This is a genomic window from Microbacterium sp. MMO-10 (genome assembly GCF_037148715.1).
Lineage (GTDB): Bacteria > Actinomycetota > Actinomycetes > Actinomycetales > Microbacteriaceae > Microbacterium.
In genome coordinates, this window is record NZ_JBBCSV010000001.1 from 74,688 (window position 1) to 88,471 (window position 13,784).

The following is a 13,784-nucleotide window of genomic DNA, read 5'->3' on the forward strand; positions in this document are numbered from 1 at the left end:
GCCCTTCCGGCGCGCCCGGCACGCCTTCCCCAGGAGTCTCCATGAGCACCACCGCATCCAGCCCCCGGTCCGAAGGGACCGCCCGGCGCCCCAAGGCGCCCGACACCCGCGGTCCCGTCCGCAAGCTGCTGACGTCGTTCGGCTTCCAGATCATCGCCGCGCTCGTGCTCGGTGTCGCGGTGGGCCTGCTCGGCCGTCAGCTCGGCGCCACGCACGACAACCACACGGTGCTGTCCGACACGCTCGACAAGATCGGCGGCTCCTACGTGACGCTGCTGCGCGCGGCCGTGGTGCCCCTCATCTTCACGGCGATCGTCGCGAGCATCTCGAACCTGCGCCGGGTGCAGAACGCCGCCCGCCTGGCCGGGCAGACCATCCTCTGGTTCGCGATCACCGCCTTCATCGCCGTCTCCATCGGCATCGTGCTCGGCATCACCATCCAGCCGGGCGCGCACGCCGGCACCGACCTCGTGAAGGGCACCGTGCCCACGCAGGGCACCTGGTGGAACTTCCTGCTGGGCCTGATCCCGCAGAACTTCCTCGGCCTCGCGGTCAGCACGAACCCGGGTGAGGCCGAGGGCACGTTCGTCTCCTCGGTGAACTTCAACATCCTCCAGGTGATCGTGGTCGCCGCCGTCGTCGGCATCGCCGCGCTCAAGGCCGGCCGCAAGGCCGAGCCGTTCCTCGTGTTCACCGAGTCGCTGCTCAAGGTCATCCAGCGCGTGCTCTGGTGGATCATCCGCATCGCCCCGATCGGCACCTTCGGCCTCATCGGATCCGCCGTCATCAACTACGGCTGGGACAAGCTCACCTCGCTCGCCTGGTTCGCCGGCGCGATCTACCTGGGCCTCGCGCTCGTGCTGTTCGTCGTCTACCCGATCCTGGTGAAGACGCACGGCCTGTCCATCAAGCAGTACTTCACGGGCGTGTGGCCGGCGGTGCAGCTCGGCTTCGTGAGCCGCTCCTCGATCGGCACCCTGCCCCTCACCGAGCGCGTCACCGAGCGCAACCTCGGCGTGCCCCGCGGCTACGCCTCGTTCGCCGTGCCGCTCGGCGCCACCACCAAGATGGACGGCTGCGCCGCGATCTACCCGGCCATCGCCGCGATCTTCGTCGCCCAGTTCTTCGGCATCCAGCTCAACCTGATGCAGTACATCCTGATCGTGATCGTCTCGGTGGTCGGATCCGCCGCGACCGCCGGCACCACCGGCGCGATCGTGATGCTGACCCTCACCCTGTCGACCCTGGGCCTGCCGCTCGAGGGCGTCGGCCTCCTGCTCGCGATCGACCCGATCCTCGACATGGGCCGCACCGCGGTCAACGTCGCAGGGCAGGCCCTCGTGCCGACGATCGTCGCCAAGCGCGAGGGGATCCTCGACCTCGACCTCTACAACGCGCCGCGCAACGGGCTGCCGTTCGCCGAGGACATCGAGGACGAGGACGCACGCGCCGCGGACGACGCCGCCGGCGCGACGGACGACGCTGCGACGTCGACCGGATCCGCCGACGCGGAGGCCGTCGCCACCCGCTGATCCCGGTTCACCGCTCGAGGCCCTCGGATCCCGTCTCGGGATCCGAGGGCCTCGTCGCTTCAGCGCGGGCGACGAGATCCCTCCGCCCGTCCGGCGACCCGAAGCGGGTCCGGCGGGCGCTCCTGGGCCTTCCCGTCGCAGAAGATGTCGTCACCTCCCGCCCGGAACGACGTTCTTCGCGACGGGAGCGGATCCCCTGCCAGCTCTCACGCGCCCCGCACGGGTCAGCGCTCCGCGGGACCCGTCGCCATCCGGGTGTCCAGCGCAAGCTCCTCCGCGTCCATCGCGTGGATCAGCTCGCGCATGACCTCCTCGTTCAGCGTGCCCGCGTCGCGCTCGGAGATGAGCACGTCACGGCGCACCTGCAACCACCCCTTCGACAGGCCGACGAGCTCGTCCCGGCTCGGCCGCGGCATGCTGTCCTCATCGCGCTGCCCCTGCGCGGTGTCGCGCTCGACGCGGGTGAACCGCTGCGCGAACCGGTCGAACCAGCCCAGCGATGCCGCCCCGTGGGTCCGCTCCCAGGCCGTGCGCTTCTCGTCGAGGAAGACCTTGCCCGCCTCGCGGGTGCGCGCCCGCACCTGGGCCAGCTGGCGCCGGTCCTCCTCCTCCTCGTCCGACACGTCGGCGACGCCCAGGCCCTTGATCAGCAGCGGCAGCGTCAGCCCCTGCAGCAGCAGCGTGCCCACGGTCACCAGGAACGCGACGACGACGATCGCATGCGCCGCCTCCGTCTCGAGCCCGGCGAGGTCGGCTGCGGCGAGCGCCGTGGCGAGCGTCACCACTCCGCGCATTCCGGCCCAGGAGATCACCGCGTTGTCGCGCCAGCTCAGCTGCGACTCCCGGAAGCGCTCGCGCAGCTCCTCCTCGCTAGGGCGTCGGGCGCTCCGGCCCCGGCGCCGCTGCTTCTCCGCCACGGCATCGGACCGCTTCTGGAACTCGCCGGATGCGAGGGCCCTCTCGAACTGCCGCAACTTCAGTCGCGACCAGAACTCGCCCCAGGCCGAGGCCGGGTACACGAACAGCGGCCGCACCAGCAGCACCACGACGAAGACCCCGGCGGAGAGCCACAGCACGCCCCCGACCTGTGTCGCGCCGAGCTCGGCGAGGACGGGCGGCAGCTGCAACCCGATGTAGCCGAACACGAACGACTCCAGCAGGAAGTCCGCCGACAGCCAGATCGGCGCCTCCTGCATCCGGGTCGCGTAGCTCGTGCGGGGTGCGTTGTAGCCGACGACGAGCCCCATCGCGACGACCGCGAGCACACCGGATCCCTGGAGGTGCTCGGTGATCGCGTAGACGCCGAACGGCGCGAGCAGTCCGAACGTGCCGATCACGACCGGATCCGAGATCCGCATGCGCAACTGATGCATGGCGAGTCCGGCGACCACCCCGATCACGACCCCGACGACGACCGCGACGGCGAACTGGCCGATGCCCCCGCCCAGGGTCACCGTCGCGCCCGCCACGATCGCGGCGAACACGCGGTACAGCGTGAGCGAGGTCGCGTCGTTGATGAGGCTCTCGCCGCTGAGCACCGTCATCACGCGGCGCGGCAGCCCGAGCCGGCGACCGATCGCGGCGGCGGAGACGGCGTCGGGCGGGGCGACGATCGCACCGAGGAGCAGGGCCCCGGGCAGGGTGAGCGAGGGCATGATCAGCCACGCGACGAGCCCGACCGCGGCCGTCGTCACGACGACCAGGCCGATGCCGAGCCGACGGATCTGGGGCAGGCTGCGGCGGAAGCTCACGAACGACACGTCCAACGACGCCGAGTACAGCAGCGGCGGCAGCACCAGCGTCAGCAGCACATGCCCGTCGATGCGGAGGTTCGGCACGGCCGGGATGAACGACACGGCGAGCGCCACCACCGTGACCAGCAGGGGCGCGGGCCAGCCCCGCCAGCGGGCGACCGCCGCGACGATGACGGATCCGACCAGCACGTAGAAGATCTCGGCGTCCATGCGGTCAGGCTACCGGGGCGCCGCTTTCGCGCCTCTGTCGCGGCGCTGTCGAGTGCCGTCGGGCACCGCTCACGACCCTTCCGGGGGCCGTCGTCTCCTGCGCGCTCGCACAATTCAGGCCGGCGCCGCTCGATAGCCGGCGTTTCCGCCCGTCCGGGCTTACTCCGTCGGCTGCAGCCTGAGTTATGCGCCGGGCACGGGGCGCCCCCTCCCGACGCCCCACCCCGGAAGGGCCGAACCGACCCGCGACCCTGTCCCTCGGCGCCCGCCTCCGGTCGCAGGCCCGGAATGCACCGGACCTCCGTCGCGTTGCCCTCAGGGATGTCTTCTCTCGCGCTCTCCGTCCTCGACCTCGTCCCCGTCCGCACCGGGCAGTCCAGCGCCCAGGCCGTGGCGGCGTCGCTCGCCCTCGCCGCCCGCGCCGACGACCTCGGCTACCGCCGGTACTGGTTCGCCGAGCACCACAACATGCCCGCGGTCGCCTCGACCGCGCCGCCGGTGCTCATCGCAGCGGCCGCGGCCCGCACGTCGCGGATCCGGGTCGGATCCGGCGGGGTGATGCTGCCGAACCACGCGCCGCTCATCGTCGCCGAGCAGTTCGCCGCCCTCGAGGCGATCGCCCCGGGCCGGATCGACCTGGGCATCGGCCGCGCCCCCGGCAGCGACCCCGTGATCACCCAGCTCCTGCGCGCCTCCGGCACCGCCGGCGACGTGGAGCGGTTCCCCGACCACGTGCAGGACATCGCCCTCATGCTGCAGCCCGACGGCGCGACCGTGCAGTTCACGTCCGGCGGCGAGTACGCGGTGCGGTCGACGCCCGCCGCGACCGGCGCTCCCGAGGTGTGGCTGCTCGGATCCAGCGACTACTCCGCGCAGCTTGCGGCCTCCCTCGGCCTGCCGTACGTGTTCGCGAACCACTTCTCCGGCCAGGGCCTCGACCGCGCCCTCGCCCTGTACCGCGAGGGCTTCCGCCCCACCGAGGCGCGCCCCGAGCCGCGCACCTTCCTCACCGCGAACGTCGTCGCGGCGCCCACCGCCGAGGAGGCCGCGGAGCGCGCGATCCCCCAGCTGCGGATGATGGCGCGCCTGCGCCTGAACCGTCCGCTCACCGCTCTGGAGACCGTGGAGCAGGCCACGGCCGCGCTCGCCGCCGCGCCGGATCCGCAGGAGGAGCAGATCCACGCCGCCGCGCTCGCGAACTGGTTCGTCGGCGACGGCGCGACCGTTCGCGCCGACCTCGAGGCCTTCGCGGCGCAGCACGGCGTCGACGAGATCATGGTCTCCCCCGTCGCCGGCTCCTTCGCCGCCGAGGATCCCGACCGCACGCCGGGTCGTACGCAGACACTGGAGCTGCTCGCGGGCTGAGCCCCGCATGGGCGACGGCGCCCGGCGCCGGGCGACCGTCGACCCGCGCCGTTGTGCAGGACGCCCCTGCCGTTCTGCAGGAGCCACCCGGCCGGACGCGGCGGATTATGTCGGTTTCGCGGTCGGATCCGGTCCGTGGCCCTGCATATCGTCGGGCCCTCCCTGCAGAACGTCCGCGCCCCCGGCAGACCGACGGCCCCGCAACCCGAGCAGCCCGACAGACCGACGGCCCGAGCAGCCCGCGAGCGCCCGGCCTATGCCTCGGGCTCGCCGCTCACGAGCGCCCGCAGCCAGTCCCTGGCCTCGACGAACACGTCGTCGGCGTACCGCTCCGGGTACTGCACGATGCGACGGTCGGCGCGGGGGTAGGAGCCGAGGTAGACGACGCGCGGGCTGAACCGGCGGATGCCGAGCAGAGCGTCGGCCATGCGCTCGTCCTGGATGTGCCCGTCGGCGTCGAGCACGAACCGGTAGCGCCCCAGCTCGTCGCCGATCGGGCGCGACTGCAGCAGCGACAGGTTGATGCCGCGGGTGGAGAACTGCTCCAGCAGCTCGAGCAGCGCACCGGCGTGGTCCTCGGGGAGCTCGACGATGAGCGACGTCTTGTCGGCGCCGGTCGGCGGCGCCGGGGCGACGGTGCGGGCGACCAGCACGAACCGGGTGACGGCGTTGTCGTTGTCGCCGATGCCGTCGGCCAGCAGCTCGAGCTCGTGGTGCTGCACGATGCCGGGGGCGGCGATGGCGGCGTCCGCCGGCAGGGATCCGTCGAGGATCCCGAGCGCCGAGGCGACGTTGCTCGCCGCGGGCACGTGCTGATGACGCGGGAGGTGCTCGCCGAGCCACCCGTAGCACTGCGCGTAGGCGACGGGATGCGCCGCGACGACCGTCACGTCCTCCAGTCGCTTCCCGGGGGCCGCCACGAGAACGAAGTCGACCTTGACGAGGTACTCGCCGACGATCCGCAGACCGGGGAGGGTGGCCAGGGCGTCGAGCGTGGTGGTGACACCGCCCTCGACCGAGTTCTCGATCGCGATCATCGCCGCGTCGCTGCGCCCCTCGAGCACGTCCGCGAGCGCCTCGCCGACGTTGTGCACGGCGCGCCACTCCTGCCCGCGGGCTTCGGGCACCTGGTCCAGCGCCGCCTCGGTGAAGGTGCCCGCGGGCCCGAGGTAGCTGTAGGTGCGGCGGGCGGAGGCGGCATCGGTCACGGCGTTCAGCCTAGTCCGGGGTGCGCTCCCGGTTCGGGTCGATGACGCGGACGCCGCCCGTCCCGTCCCGGATGGACGACGCAGAGCCGGATCCGATCCGGTGATCCGACCGGATCCGGGCGCCGTGCGCCCCGCCCTGAAACGATGATGCGCTCGGGGGCCCGGCGGGGCAGACTATCCCCATGACGAGCCGTGCCGGCCTCCCCGCGGAGGAAAGCGACCTGATCGACGTCGACGAGCTGATCGCCGCCTACTACGACCGGATCCCGGATCCGTCCGTCCCGACGGAACGGGTCGTGTTCGGCACGAGCGGGCATCGCGGATCATCCCTGAGCGGCAGCTTCAACGAGCAGCACATCCTCGCCACGACCCAGGCGATCGTCGACTACCGGGCCGCGCAGGGCATCACCGGCCCCCTCTTCCTGGGCCGCGACACGCACGCGCTCAGTCGTCCGGCGGAGCGCAGCGCGATCGAGGTGCTCGTCGCGAACGGCGTCGACGTGCTCGTCGATTCCCGCGACGCCTGGGTGCCCACGCCCGCGCTCAGCCACGCCATCCTCACCTACAACCGCGACCGCGCCGCCGACGAGCCGAGTCGCGCCGACGGCATCGTCGTCACCCCGTCGCACAACCCGCCGCGCGACGGCGGCTTCAAGTACAACCCGCCGCACGGCGGTCCCGCCGACACCGACGCGACCGGCTGGATCGCGAACCGCGCCAACGAGCTCATCGAGCAGGGGCTGGCGGGCGTCAAGCGCACCCGCTTCGCCGACATCGACGCCGGATCCCTCGGCACCTACGACTTCCGCGACGGCTACGTGCGCGACCTGCCGTCGATCATCGACGTCGACGCGATCAAGCGGGCCGGCGTCCGGATCGGGGCGGACCCGCTGGGCGGCGCATCGGTCGAGTACTGGGCGCTCATCGCCGAGATGCACGGCCTCGACCTCACCGTGGTCAACCCGGAGGTCGACCCCACCTGGCGGTTCATGACGCTGGACTGGGACGAGAAGATCCGGATGGATCCGTCCTCCCCCTCCGCGATGGCGTCGCTCGTCGCGAAGAAGGGCGACTACGACGTGCTGACCGGCAACGACGCCGACGCCGACCGCCACGGCATCGTCACCCCCGACGCCGGGCTGATGAATCCGAACCACTACCTCGCCGTCGCGATCGACTACCTGTTCTCGCACCGCGAGGGCTGGGACCGCAACGCCGCGATCGGCAAGACGCTGGTGTCGTCGATGATCATCGACCGGGTCGCCGAGTCGCTGGGCCGGCGTCTGCTCGAGGTCCCGGTCGGGTTCAAGTGGTTCGTGCCGGGGCTGCTCGACGGATCGGTGGCGTTCGGCGGCGAGGAGTCGGCCGGCGCGTCGTTCCTGCGCAAGGACGGATCCGTCTGGTCGACCGACAAGGACGGGATCCTGCTCTGCCTCCTCGCCGCGGAGATCATCGCCGTCACCGGCAAGACCCCGTCGGAGCGCTACCGCGAGCTCGAGGAGGCGTTCGGCGCCTCCGCCTACCAGCGCGTGGACGCGCCCGCGACGCCCGAGCAGAAGGCGACGCTCGGCAGGCTGTCGCCGGAGTCGGTCACCGCGACCGAGCTCGCGGGCGAGCCGATCACGGCGAAGCTCTCGCACGCGCCCGGCAACGGCGCGGCGATCGGCGGCCTCAAGGTGCAGACCGAGCACGCCTGGTTCGCCGCGCGCCCCTCCGGCACGGAGGACGTGTACAAGCTCTACGCCGAGTCTCTGCTCGGTCCCGAGCACCTCGCCCGCGTGCAGGAGGAGGCCCGGGCGGTCGTGAGCGCCGCGCTCGGCGGCTGACGCCCCGGGGCGGGAGTCGCCTCACTGCAGCGCGTCTCGTCTCCGTCGCCTTCGGGGTCTTCGCTCAACGGCCCCGCTGGTGCCCTCGGGGTCGTCGAGCGAGCACGATCGCAGTCCGAGCAAGACGAAGCGCGGTCATCTCACGAGCGGTCACAGCCCGGGGGTGCTGCCGCGCACGATCACCTCGACCGGCAGCGGGGCCTGGGTCCAGTCGTCGTCGACGATGGCGCGGAACGCCTGGTACCCGGCCTCGTTGAGCGGCACCCGCACGGTGGTGAGCGCGGGCGTCACGTCCCCGCTCGCCGAGACGTCGTCGAAGCCGCAGACCGCGATGTCGGCGCCGACTGCGCGGCCCGCCGCGCGGATCGCGGACATCGCCCCGAGCGCGACGACGTCGCTCATGCCGAACACGAGCGTGCCGGGCTCCACGCCTTCGGCGAGTGCCGCTGCCATCGCGGCCGTGCCCGACTCCCGCCGGAAGTCGCCCCGGTGGATCCGCGACATCTCGCCCCCGCCCGCCGCGAACCCGCGGGCGAACCCGTTCAGGCGATCGTCGGACGTGCGCACGCCCTCGGCCGCGCCGATCCCGATCGCGGACCGGTAGCCGAGCGCCGCCATGCGCCGGCCGAGCTCCTCGGCCCCGCCCGCGTTGTCGATCGTGATCGCCCGCGTTCCCGAACCGTCGCCGGGGCGCTCGCCGAACGCGACCACCCGGCCGCCGTAGCGGGAGAAGGCCTCGAGCTCGGCGTCTGCAGGATCCGCCGCCCCCGCCTCGCCGGTGCGGTCGGCGCGGGAGGCCGCGAGGATGAGTCCCTGCGGCCGCTGTCCGCGGAGCGCGCGCAGGATCCGGTTCTCGCGCTCCGGATCGCGCTCGGTGATCGAGATCGTGACGACGAGGCCGCGCTCGTCCGCGCCGCGCGCGACGCCGGCCGCGATCTGGCCGAAATAGGGGTCGGCGATGTCGGCGACCAACAGCGCGATGACCGGGGAGCGTCCGCGGGCGGTCGCCTGGGCCGACACGTTCGGGGTGTACCCGAGGGAGTCGGCGGCGCGTTCCACGCGTTCCCGGAAGTCCTCGGCGACCTTGCGCGCCGAGCCGTTCAGCACCCGCGAGGCCGTGGCCAGCGAGACACCGGCCTCGCGCGCCACGTCCTGGAGCGTGGCCGCGTGGGCCCCGCCGGAGCCGGCGTGCAGGGAAGGGCTTTCCGGGGTCATGCCCCGAGCATAGTTCCCGTCGCCCGGCTGCGCAGTGCCCATGACGCACGACCGGATCCGGCCTGTCCCTTCGCCCCGTTCGCGACGTGCCCCCGCCCGTCCCGCTACGCCTCCCGTCGCCCCCGTCCCCGTTCAGGTCGCAGAATCTGTCGCTTTCCCGCCCTCGGAACGACATTTTCTGCGACCGGAGCCGAGAAGGCAGTCCGCCGAGCGGGTCCCGAGGCGACAGGAGAGCGAGGCAATCGGTTGCCAACCACGCCCGGGCCCGAGGCTCCGGACCCGCTCAGGCGGTCCGGTCGAGCGACCCGCACCAGGAGCCCCAGGCCGCTCAGGCGATGCCGTCGAGCGACCCGCGCCCGAGGCTCCCGACCCGCTCAGGCGATCCGGTCGAGCGACGCCGGGTCGACCCGGTGCCGCAGCGGCTCGCCCTCGGCCCAGCGGCGCAGCTCGGCCGCCACGAGGCGCCCCATCGCCGCGCGGTCCTCGCCCATGGATCCGGCCACGTGCGGCGTGAGCTCGACGTTCTCGAGCGTCCACAGCGGCGAGGAGGCCACCGGCGGCTCGTCCACCGTCACGTCGAGCAGCGCCGTGAGGTCCGGGCGCTCGTGCCACACCGCCACGAGGTCGCCCTCGTCGACGAGCCCGCCCCGGGCGGTGTTCACGAGCGTCGCGCCCTGCGGCATCCGGCGCAGCAGCCCGGCGTCGATCATCCCGGTCGTGGCCGGCAGCAGCGGGGCATGCAGGCTCACCACGTCGGCCCGGGCGAACAGCTCCTCCAGCTCGACCAGCTCGATCCCCGCCCGGGCCGCGGACTCGGCGTCCGCGAACGGATCCGCCGCGATCAGCCGCAGGCCGCTGTCGCGCAGGCGCTCCGCGACCCTGCGCCCGATCTCGCCCAGCGCCACGAGGCCGACGGTGCGCCCGCGGGCGCCCGCAGCGGCGGCGGCAGCGGACCGGCTGCGCTCCTGCGCATACCGGCGCCGGGCCGCAGGAACGCCCCGGGCGGCCAGCACGATCTGCGCCGCGGCGATCTCGGCCACCGGGTCGGCGTTCGCCGCGGCGGCGGAGACCACCGTGATCCCGCGCGCCCACGCCTCGGGCGCGATCATGTGCTTCACCGATCCCGCCGCGTGCAGCACTCCGCGCAGACGCGGCGCACGGTCGAGCAGCGCACCGTCGACCACGGGGGCACCCCAGCCCGTCAGCAGCAGCTCGGTGTCGTGCAGCGCCTCCGGCCGGGCCGCGAGCTCGGCCGCGGTGAGGAACGGCCGCTCCAGCATCACGGTAGCGTCGATCATGGCCAGCACGTCGTCCGGATAGACGTCGTCGCGACGCCCCTCCTCCATGACCAGCCGCGCGCGCATCCGCTCGCCCATACCGCCTCCCTCCGCCCGCCCCTCCGGGCGAAACATCCGATGAATGATTGACAGCGTCTGCGGACCTACATTAGATTCGCCATCGACGTCTTGCAAAGTGGCAAGCGTTTGCCAAACCTGACGGAGAATCCCATGCACAGCAGAATCCTGCGCACCGCCGCCCTGATCGGTGTCGCCACGCTCGCCCTCGCGGGCTGCTCGAGCACCGCCTCGGGCGGCAAGGGCGAGGCGCCCCAGAACGAGAAGTCCACGCTGGAGATCTGGATCCGCACCACCCCGGGAAGCCCGAGCGAGGCGGCGCAGAAGGCCATGGTCGAGGCCTTCGAGAAGAAGACCGGCTACAAGGCCGAGCTCACGGCGATCTTCGACGACTTCGAGACCAAGCTCGCCCAGCGGGCGGGGCAGAAGGATCTGCCCGACATCGTCATGAACGACATCAGCCAGCTGGGCACGATGCACACGCAGGGCATCGTGCGCGAGGTCGACACGAAGAGCGTCGCCAACGCGAAGGATCTCACGCCCCAGGCCGCCGCCGCCGGCAAGGCGACCGACGGCAAGACCTACGCCATCCCCTACTCGGCGCAGGCGAACGCCCTGCTCATCCGCAGCGACTGGCTGCAGAAGCTCGGCCTGCAGGCGCCGAAGACCTGGGACGAGCTCGAGACGGTCGCGAAGGCGTTCACCACCCAGGATCCCGATGGCGACGGCCAGGCCGACACCTACGGCCTCGCCGTGCCGGCCTCGACCAAGCGCGGCTACGCCTCGTGGTACTTCTCGAACTTCCTCTGGGCCGCGGGCGGCGACTTCATCAAGAAGTCCGGCAACGGCTACGTCCCCGCGATGAGCGACCCCGCCTCGGTCAAGGCCATGGAGTGGTTCCGCGGACTGCAGTGCGAGGCCAAGGTCGTGCAGCCCGGCGCCGTCAGCATGGACACCCCGCCGACGAACGAGGCCTTCGAGACCGGGGTCGCGGGCATGTACCTGACCGGCCCGTACATGATGCCCCGGTTCGACAAGTCCCTCGGCGCGGACAAGTACGAGGTCGTCCCGGCCCCGAAGGGCCCGAAGGACGCCACGGTGCTCGCCGAGGGCGGTGCGATCTACCTCATGGCCGGATCCGAGAACCAGAAGGGCCAGGACGCCTTCGCGAACTGGTACATCGGCGCCGACGCGCAGAAGGCCGGCATGGAGGGCACCAACGGCACCTTCAGCGTGCAGCTGCCCGTGAACGAGACCGTCAAGGTCTCCGACGTGCGCGACGACGCCCGCTGGGAGACGTTCGCCACCGCCTATCAGGAGAGCGGCCGCTACGCACCGAACATCCCGAGCTGGACGCCGGTGCGCCAGATGACCGCCGACACGGTGAACGCGCTCCTGGCCGACTGCTCGCTCGATCTGACCTCGGAGCTGTCCGACCTCGACGGCAAGCTCACCGCCGAACTGCTCACGCAGGGGATCCTCAAGAAGTGACCATGGACATCGTGGACACCGCACGTCCGGCTTCGGCGGCGAGCACGGCGACGGAGGCCCTGCTGGTCCCGTCGCCGGCTCGGCGCCGCCGGCGGCGCACGCAGGGGAAGTGGTGGATCCCGTGGGTGTTCCTCGCCCCCGCCCTGCTGCTCTTCCTCGTGTTCCGCTACATCCCGATGGTGCAGGCCGTCTCGATGTCGGTGGAGAACGTCCGCCCCTACCTGGGCAACGAGTTCGTCGGGCTCGCGAACTACCAGACGATCCTGTCGTCGACGGACTTCCGCGATGCGACGATCAACACCCTCGTCCTCGCCCTCGGCCAGACCGCCGGCAGCCTCGGCGTCGGCTTCCTGCTCGCTCTGCTGCTCGAGGGCCAGACCCGGAAGCTCTCCTTCCTGCGCTCGGCCGCCTTCCTTCCCGTGGTCGTGCCGATGGCGGTCATCGCGGAGCTCTGGCGGATCATGTACTACCCCGCCGCCGACGGCTTCCTGAACTCGATCATCGGGTTCGTCGGCCTCGGCCCGAGCGAGTACATCAACGATCCGAGCACCGCGATGGGATCCATCATGGTGATGGGGATCTGGCGCGGCGCCCCGTACGACATGATGATCATCCTCGCCGGGCTCGCCGGCATCGACCGCGGCCTGTACGAGGCGGCGACGGTCGACGGCGCGAACCGCTGGCAGCGGATCCTGCACGTGACCCTGCCCGGCCTGCGCCCGGTGTTCACGATCCTCTTCATCCTGGCCGCGGTGCGCGGCTTCCGGGTGTTCACCGAGGTGTTCCTGATGACCAACGGCGGCCCGAACGGCGCCACCGAGGTCGTCATGACCCTGCTCTACAAACTCGGCCTGGAACAGGGCAAGCTCGGCGTCGGCTCGGCCGGCGCGGTGCTGCTGTTCCTCGCGACGCTGGTGCTGACGGTCTTCGTGCAGCTCATCACCCGCAGGAGGAAGGACGCATGAGCGCCGGCACCGACACCGCCCTCGGACTCACCGAGAGCCGCACGCCCCTCGCGATCGCCGTCAAGGTCGTGCTGTACGCCGTGGTCGCGGTCCTCTTCGCGGGACCGCTGATCGCCCTGCTCGTGGGCGCGTTCAGCGAGGTCTCCGACCCGACCGAGCTCAGCGTGATCCCCAGCCGGCCGACGCTTGCGAACTTCGGCATCGCGATCGACTACGGCGTGCTGAAGTACCTCGCGAACTCGTTCTTCGTCGTCGGCTTCGGCCTGCTGCTGCAGGTCGTCGTCTCGGTGCTCGCCGGATACGCTCTGGCGCGCAAGCGGTTCCGCTTCTCGGCCCTGGTCATGGTCGCGATCCTCGCGACCATGATGCTGCCCGAGGAGATCCTCGCCCTGCCCCTGTCGATCCTGCTCTCGGATCTGCCGGTCGTGCACATCAACCTCATGGGCACGCTCGCCGGCATGATCGTGCCGCTGGGCGCCTGGGCGTTCTCGATCCTCGTGATGACCGAGTTCATGAAGGACGTGCCGATCGAGCTCGAGGAGGCCGCGCGCATCGACGGCGCCGGGGAGCTCCGCGTGTTCGCGCAGATCATCGTGCCGCTGTGCAAGCCGGCCCTCGGCGTGGTCGGGGTGTTCGGGTTCACGATGATCTGGGACCAGTACCTGCTGCCCCTGCTCGTCTCCACGAGCAACGCGACCTACACGCTGCCGCTCGCGCTGCGCACCCTGCGCATCGACCCCGAGGTCACGCCCGGTGTCATCATGGCGGCCTCGCTGCTCGCGCTCGCCCCCTCGGTGATCGTGTTCCTGCTGTTCCAGCGGTCGTTCGCGCGCGGCCTCACCTCCGGCGCGCTGAAGGGCTGA

10 protein-coding genes are annotated in these 13,784 nt (G+C 71.8%); 6 read left to right on the top strand and 4 right to left on the bottom strand.

Annotation, left to right across the window (positions count from 1 at the left end):
• Positions 1–41 precede the first annotated feature (41 nt).
• Positions 42–1,532 carry a dicarboxylate/amino acid:cation symporter gene (locus WFJ17_RS00335; protein ID WP_336647349.1) on the top strand — a complete coding sequence of 497 codons (1,491 nt, stop codon included), beginning with the start codon at positions 42–44 and terminating at the stop codon, positions 1,530–1,532.
• 224 nt (positions 1,533–1,756) lie between these two features.
• Here WFJ17_RS00335 and WFJ17_RS00340 read toward each other — a convergent pair whose 3' ends face one another.
• Positions 1,757–3,496 (bottom strand): cation:proton antiporter, encoded by a 1,740-nt coding sequence (locus WFJ17_RS00340; protein ID WP_336647350.1) that lies wholly within the window; start codon positions 3,494–3,496, stop codon positions 1,757–1,759.
• 321 nt (positions 3,497–3,817) lie between these two features.
• Between WFJ17_RS00340 and WFJ17_RS00345 the strand changes: the two genes are divergently transcribed.
• Positions 3,818–4,861 (top strand): LLM class flavin-dependent oxidoreductase, encoded by a 1,044-nt coding sequence (locus WFJ17_RS00345; protein WP_336647351.1) that lies wholly within the window; start codon positions 3,818–3,820, stop codon positions 4,859–4,861.
• 254 nt (positions 4,862–5,115) lie between these two features.
• Here WFJ17_RS00345 and pheA read toward each other — a convergent pair whose 3' ends face one another.
• On the bottom strand, positions 5,116–6,069 hold the full coding sequence (gene pheA / locus WFJ17_RS00350; RefSeq protein ID WP_336647352.1) for a prephenate dehydratase: 954 nt from the start codon (positions 6,067–6,069) through the stop codon (positions 5,116–5,118).
• A gap of 182 nt (positions 6,070–6,251) precedes the next feature.
• Between pheA and pgm the strand changes: the two genes are divergently transcribed.
• Positions 6,252–7,895, top strand: a complete 1,644-nt coding sequence (gene pgm / locus WFJ17_RS00355; RefSeq protein WP_292887494.1) for a phosphoglucomutase (alpha-D-glucose-1,6-bisphosphate-dependent) — start codon at positions 6,252–6,254, stop codon at positions 7,893–7,895.
• Between the two features lie 150 nt (positions 7,896–8,045).
• On the opposite strand, the gene WFJ17_RS00360 is transcribed toward pgm, so the two are convergent.
• Together WFJ17_RS00360 and WFJ17_RS00365 are read right to left on the bottom strand one after the other, a co-directional pair.
• Positions 8,046–9,110: a LacI family DNA-binding transcriptional regulator gene (locus tag WFJ17_RS00360; protein WP_292887497.1), complete on the bottom strand. Its 1,065-nt coding sequence runs from the start codon at positions 9,108–9,110 to the stop codon at positions 8,046–8,048.
• A gap of 374 nt (positions 9,111–9,484) precedes the next feature.
• Positions 9,485–10,486 (bottom strand): hydroxyacid dehydrogenase, encoded by a 1,002-nt coding sequence (locus WFJ17_RS00365; protein WP_336647353.1) that lies wholly within the window; start codon positions 10,484–10,486, stop codon positions 9,485–9,487.
• Positions 10,487–10,618: 132 nt separating this feature from the next.
• On the opposite strand from WFJ17_RS00365, the gene WFJ17_RS00370 reads away from it, so the two are divergent.
• From WFJ17_RS00370 to WFJ17_RS00380, 3 genes are read left to right on the top strand one after another with little or no spacing between them, the layout of a single operon-like run.
• Entirely contained in the window at positions 10,619–11,956 is a 1,338-nt protein-coding gene (locus WFJ17_RS00370) for a sugar ABC transporter substrate-binding protein (protein ID WP_251447949.1), read from the top strand.
• Between the two features lie 2 nt (positions 11,957–11,958).
• Positions 11,959–12,921, top strand: coding sequence for a carbohydrate ABC transporter permease (locus WFJ17_RS00375; RefSeq protein ID WP_251447952.1), 963 nt, complete (start codon positions 11,959–11,961; stop codon positions 12,919–12,921).
• Entirely contained in the window at positions 12,918–13,784 is an 867-nt protein-coding gene (locus tag WFJ17_RS00380; protein WP_336647354.1) for a carbohydrate ABC transporter permease, read from the top strand. The genes WFJ17_RS00375 and WFJ17_RS00380 overlap by 4 nt, the downstream gene beginning before the upstream one ends.

What these genes read in the sequence shown, in the direction of transcription:
- WFJ17_RS00335 (WP_336647349.1), top strand. Translation starts at nt 42, where the DNA reads ATGAGCACCACCGCATCCAGCCCCCGGTCCGAAGGGACCGCCCGGCGC.
- WFJ17_RS00340 (WP_336647350.1), bottom strand. Translation starts at nt 3,496, where the DNA reads ATGGACGCCGAGATCTTCTACGTGCTGGTCGGATCCGTCATCGTCGCG.
- WFJ17_RS00345 (WP_336647351.1), top strand. Translation starts at nt 3,818, where the DNA reads ATGTCTTCTCTCGCGCTCTCCGTCCTCGACCTCGTCCCCGTCCGCACC.
- pgm (WP_292887494.1), top strand. Translation starts at nt 6,252, where the DNA reads ATGACGAGCCGTGCCGGCCTCCCCGCGGAGGAAAGCGACCTGATCGAC.
- WFJ17_RS00360 (WP_292887497.1), bottom strand. Translation starts at nt 9,110, where the DNA reads ATGACCCCGGAAAGCCCTTCCCTGCACGCCGGCTCCGGCGGGGCCCAC.
- WFJ17_RS00365 (WP_336647353.1), bottom strand. Translation starts at nt 10,486, where the DNA reads ATGGGCGAGCGGATGCGCGCGCGGCTGGTCATGGAGGAGGGGCGTCGC.
- WFJ17_RS00370 (WP_251447949.1), top strand. Translation starts at nt 10,619, where the DNA reads ATGCACAGCAGAATCCTGCGCACCGCCGCCCTGATCGGTGTCGCCACG.
- WFJ17_RS00375 (WP_251447952.1), top strand. Translation starts at nt 11,959, where the DNA reads ATGGACATCGTGGACACCGCACGTCCGGCTTCGGCGGCGAGCACGGCG.
- WFJ17_RS00380 (WP_336647354.1), top strand. Translation starts at nt 12,918, where the DNA reads ATGAGCGCCGGCACCGACACCGCCCTCGGACTCACCGAGAGCCGCACG.